The organism is Desulfosporosinus sp. Tol-M2 (assembly GCF_059735615.1).
Window position 1 is genome coordinate 1 of record NZ_JCAIJG010000162.1, and the last position, 1,531, is coordinate 1,531.

Sequence of the window (1,531 nt, forward strand, 5' to 3'; positions counted from 1 at the left end):
AGCCCTCTTCTATCAAAAGATCGCCAAGCCCTCTCCGGAAACCGCAACTTTGCTGGCAAGGTTAGCCGGCGGCTTTTATCTCGCAACCGTTCATCGGGCAGAAAACACGGATGACCCGACCCGCCTCACCAGTATTATGCAAGCCTTAGAGGATATATCGACCCGAACCCCCGTTGTTTTGCCGCTGCATCCCCGAACGCGTAAATTGCTGGAAAGTGAAGGGATCACCCTGAGTAAGATTCAAATTACTAACCCTGTCGGGTATTTTGATATGATCACCTTGCTTGCTGCCTGTAATGGGGTTTTTACAGACAGCGGCGGTGTTCAGAAAGAGGCCTATTTCTTTGGGAAACCCTGTGTCACCTTGCGCGATGAAACCGAATGGGTGGAACTCGTAGAAAATGGTTTCAACACCTTAGTCGGCGCCCAGCCGGATAATATCCTCCGTGCTGAACAAGCCCTGCGCAAGAATACTTTGGATTTCACCAAAGTCTTATATGGAAGAGGACAAGCAGGTGAGCAGATTGTTAAACAGCTGGCGGATTTTGACTGTATGAAATTGTAAATTCGCTGGATCAGATGGAGGGTTGACGGATTGGAAAAATGGGGTAGATGGCTAATACCATTCTTTTTTGCTATGGTTCCCTGGGATATCAGTAAAGTATTATTTCCTCCCTATCTAAGTACTCCGCAATCCCCGACGACCCTCACTTTTGTAAGGATTGCCACCATGCTCTTAATTGCTTGGGGAGCAGGACTTTTAATGCGAAAGCAGGGTTTAAGTTTTTTTGGCATTCTTTCTCGATCGATGCTGAACTGGGGTGTACTTGCGCTGTTTATAGCAGCCGTGGTTTCCTTAATTGGAAGTCTGCAACCGAACGCCACACTTATGGAAGGGGCGCGCTTGCTTGTCCTTAGCGCACTGGGTATGAGTATAGCGATAGGTACTATGTTCAGCTCAGGTTCGGAAGTGGAACTGGAGCTCATATTGGAGCGAGTTTGGCGGACAATCTTTGTAATGGCCACGCTTGTGGCAATCTTTGGCATAATACAGTATTCAACAGGTTGGGGGATCTGGGGAGGGGCTATAGCTCCCGGACCCCGTCGGGTAAATGCTACGTTCATGGATTCGAATATTCTTGCTCGTTTTTTGGACATATCAATTCTCGGCACTGCTATTCTCATACTAAAGCAACAGTGGAAGCTGAGCCTGGGCATCGTAGTAGGGCTCCTTTGCCAAGTGGCGGCCCTGATTTTCACGTATTCCCGTATGGCCTGGCTGATTCTATTGGCCGGAATCATAGTCTTAATCGTACTCTCTCCAAATAGAAACCGCTGGAGGTATTTGGCAGGACTTGGGTTGGGAATCAGTTCCTTATGGTTTGTTCCAGCTGTCCAGTCGCGAATTTCTCTCCTGCTTAGTGGACAGGATCCCTCGATCGGTACCAGACAATACCTTATCGAAGGGGGCTGGGCGATGTTTCTTGAGCACCCGTTTAGCGGGGTTGGTTTAGGGAATTTCCAATGGGCC

At 48.7% G+C, this 1,531-nt stretch carries 2 protein-coding genes; both read left to right on the forward strand.

From position 1 onward, the window contains the following. On the forward strand, nucleotides 1-565 hold a 565-nt coding region (locus AC6I5A_RS12260), incomplete at its 5' end, for a UDP-N-acetylglucosamine 2-epimerase (protein ID WP_034616399.1). Nucleotides 566-595: 30 nt separating this feature from the next. Continuing rightward, a partial coding sequence (locus AC6I5A_RS12265) for an O-antigen ligase family protein (protein ID WP_034616402.1) occupies nucleotides 596-1,531 on the forward strand: 936 nt, incomplete at its 3' end.